The 3,269-nt window shown below is 36.5% G+C and carries 4 protein-coding genes; all 4 read right to left on the bottom strand.

The annotated features are described in order from the left end of the window. Positions 1 to 30: 30 nt before the first annotated feature. Positions 31 to 936, bottom strand: a complete 906-nt coding sequence (locus ACFWE9_RS26370) for a LysR family transcriptional regulator (RefSeq protein WP_230156430.1) — start codon at positions 934 to 936, stop codon at positions 31 to 33. A gap of 124 nt (positions 937 to 1,060) precedes the next feature. After that, positions 1,061 to 2,299 (bottom strand): MFS transporter, encoded by a 1,239-nt coding sequence (locus tag ACFWE9_RS26375; protein ID WP_230156432.1) that lies wholly within the window; start codon positions 2,297 to 2,299, stop codon positions 1,061 to 1,063. Positions 2,300 to 2,594: 295 nt separating this feature from the next. Next, positions 2,595 to 2,807: an alkyl sulfatase C-terminal domain-containing protein gene (locus ACFWE9_RS26380; protein WP_377359597.1), complete on the bottom strand. Its 213-nt coding sequence runs from the start codon at positions 2,805 to 2,807 to the stop codon at positions 2,595 to 2,597. A gap of 41 nt (positions 2,808 to 2,848) precedes the next feature. After that, positions 2,849 to 3,064, bottom strand: coding sequence for a hypothetical protein (locus tag ACFWE9_RS26385; RefSeq protein ID WP_230156436.1), 216 nt, complete (start codon positions 3,062 to 3,064; stop codon positions 2,849 to 2,851). Between the last annotated feature and the right edge of the window lie 205 nt (positions 3,065 to 3,269).

Below are 3,269 nucleotides of genomic sequence, written 5' to 3' on the forward strand. Positions count from 1 at the left end.
AAATATTAGTTTCCCAATCACCATAGGAAACTAATATTTAAGAGTAGTGTAGAATTCGAGACATTTAATAAACTCTCTTGCAGCTTTTGAAAAATGTTGCTTCTTAGAGCGAACGTAACCGAATTCCATTGAATTATTTTCTAGCTCCACCAAAGGAATAGCCACAAGTTCCCCGCTTAGGAAATAGGGATCGCTGTTAATTCCAATATCATACGAAAAGGAAATGGCTAATCCTTCAGCGACCGTTTTTTTGATAATCTCTGTATTATTTGTGAAAAACAAAATATTCATCTCACCGTATAGAGTAAAAAATTCTTTAATAAATGTCTTCATTCTTGGTCCATTGTAGACGACTAAATCTTGGTCCAGCAGCTCTTGTGGGGTTATGCTTTTCCGGTTCACTAGAGGGGAATTCTTACTGACCGACACAATTACTTTTGCTTCCATTAGGGGCTGAAATTCCAACTCATTTTCTTTCGGTCTAACCTTTGGAATATTTAATAGTCCGATGTCTATCTTATCATTCAGTATATCTTCGGTTATCTCTTGTCCCCCTTTCTCTTCAATCATAATTTTCACCTCGGGATACTTCTTCTTAAATAACGCTAATGATTTAGGTAAAACCGTAAGAAATAAACCTTGTGTAGATGATAGGCGTAACTCTTTTTCCATCGTATCTGAATGTATTTGGGCACTGTCTCTTATTTCTTCCAATTTGCTTAATACTTCAAGAGCTTTCTGGATGATTTCCTTTCCATCTTCTGTAGGTATGGTTCCTAATCGTGACCTCTTGAAGATTTTTATACCTAATTCCTTCTCCAAACTCGTAATGGCCATGCTGATTCCAGATTGAGAGATATGAAGGCTTTCTGAAGCCGTGGAAATCGAGTTAACCTCGGCTACCTTAATGATATATTCCAATTGTTCAATATTCATGGTTCATTCTCCTTCTATCCTATTACAAATATAATACCTCTAACAGAAAGCCCTTTCAATTATAGAGAAGGAGAATCAGAACCCATCACAATGTCTGTACCAAAGCAGGACTCCATTCCTAATTTTAAACTATGGTAGTTGTTTTTTCGTATTCTTTAGCTGGCTGTGCCCGATTATTTTTAATAGATACGGCAACAACCATTCCCAATAGCGCCGTTATCACCAAAAACAGGAAAGCTGCATTATAGGAGTCATTAAACAAACTGATAATCAAACCGAGGGCTAAAGGAGAAATCGCACCTGCAATTTGACCGGCAAAAGTTACGAGTCCGGAGGCAGAGCCCGTAAGTTCCTTTGGTGAGTATTTTATGATGATCGTGTATAGAACGGTTCCAAAGAAGGACAGCGCTACGGAGTTGAGAGTGAGATAAGTGATGATAAGTGCTATAGACGTGGCGTTAGACATTAAAAAGAGAAAAATTGCCGATAATAAAGCACCTGCAGCGGCAAGATACTTCTCCCGGTTAGCCATATGCTTATCCAGAAGCCAACCACTTACATTAAACATCAAGAAACCAAAAATATAAGGGATTGCCAATAAACCCCCGGCTGCTATTAAATCAACCCCTTTTTCCTTAACCAAATATATAGGCATCCAAGTGATCAGACCATAGTTGATAATATTTGATATAAACTTGAAAGTTATGAGTTTCCAAATGTTTTCGATTTTAAATAAAAGTTTCAGAGCAACCTTTTTTTGTTTCGGTTTGTCTGTTTTAACCTCTTGAGTTTCTTGAGGCTTTAGAATGAACCAAATTCCGAAAGAAATTAATATCCCTAGAATTCCAGCAATGGTAAACATGCCCCTCCAACCGAAAGCCACCACCATGGAAGCGGCAAGTGCAGTACCTAATATCCCGCCAATATTCTGGGCAGACAAGAAAAACGAATTTGCCCGGCCCCGTTCTTCTTCCGGGAAGTTATCTCTTATAGTGGACATACTGGCAGGATAGAAAGGCCCTTCACCTAACCCGAACAGAAAACGGATGAATATTAAAGACATAAATGACCAAGCAAACCCCGACATTACCGTGAACAAAGACCAACTGAATAAAGAAACAGTAACCATGACTCTGGCTCCGTACTTATCGGTCATCCATCCACCAAGCGGTTGCATGAGAGAGTAACTAACAAAAAATATACTGATTAAAAAACCTGTCTGGGACGTATTGAGATGAAACTCATCTGCAATTGGAATAATACCGACATTTATGGCAACACGATCAAAAAAGCTTAAAATCATTCCAACAAATAATAGGCCGCTAATCATTAATTTTCGTTTCTTACTTGCATACAGCTGCATTCCCCATCACTCCATCTTTTTATATTTCCACAAAACTCCCCCTTGAAGGAAGCGCTTACAATCCCTTTCAAATTACAAGACTTGAAATTTTTCTGTTTATGGTTATTGATTATTGTTCTGTGACTTTTAGGAGCGTTTCATTCATTAAAAAACAATGAATGAATTTATTAAAACGAAACAGGATGCCTACAGGATTAATTGATACATTCAAACCCATGAGACTATATATTAGACTCGTGGGTACAGATATTGGTCACCGATCCATCCTGCTTACAGAATATAAAGCGATTGATTATCACGGAGTAACGATATTAATCTTTGGTTGAAATTGATCCAGCAAAGACAAGAAATCTTCGAATTTTTCTTTATTACCGGAAATAGAAACTTTCCCGGCCGCCTCCATTTTGGATAAATCTTCACGTCCTAGAGCAATCTGATAGAAGGTTATTCTATCTAATGTTAATGTTGCATCAGGAGACGCCATTTTCCTTTTTTTGAAATTTAACACAGAATTATCCAGATCAATCATGTAATTAGTTTTCGAATCTGTTATACAGTATAACTTGCCGGCTGATCTTCTTTGATGAATGAATATCGATTGCTATCCCATACTACGTTACCTTTTGAATTTTTAATTGGATTCATATTTAAAGGTGCAATAAATCCCTTATGTAAATTTCTAAAATCTTCCTTATCTTTAAAATCCAACTGTTTATAAACAGCCTTATTTGCTGAAATTGTTGAATGTGTTGCCGGCATTGGCATATCGGGCGCAGCATTTGTAACAGAAGGTCCTACTAGTAAAACAAAAACAAATGGAACGGAAACATTCCTTTAATAAAAGATTTATTGGACATTCCATACCCCTTTCCCATTTGAGTTTTTAGATATCAAAGTTGTAATTTCTTCCTTATATTGAAACGATAATCTTTTTATTTTTTTAAATATTTAGAATAATGTAACTTTATTT

The sequence above is a fragment of the Peribacillus sp. NPDC060253 genome, from assembly GCF_042727425.1.
Taxonomy (GTDB): Bacteria; Bacillota; Bacilli; order Bacillales; family DSM-1321; genus Peribacillus.

Bases quoted from the DNA above. Each gene is read 5' to 3' on its own strand.
- ACFWE9_RS26385 (WP_230156436.1), bottom strand. From the start codon at position 3,064: ATGCCAATGCCGGCAACACATTCAACAATTTCAGCAAATAAGGCTGTT.
- ACFWE9_RS26370 (WP_230156430.1), bottom strand. From the start codon at position 936: ATGAATATTGAACAATTGGAATATATCATTAAGGTAGCCGAGGTTAAC.
- ACFWE9_RS26375 (WP_230156432.1), bottom strand. From the start codon at position 2,299: ATGCAGCTGTATGCAAGTAAGAAACGAAAATTAATGATTAGCGGCCTA.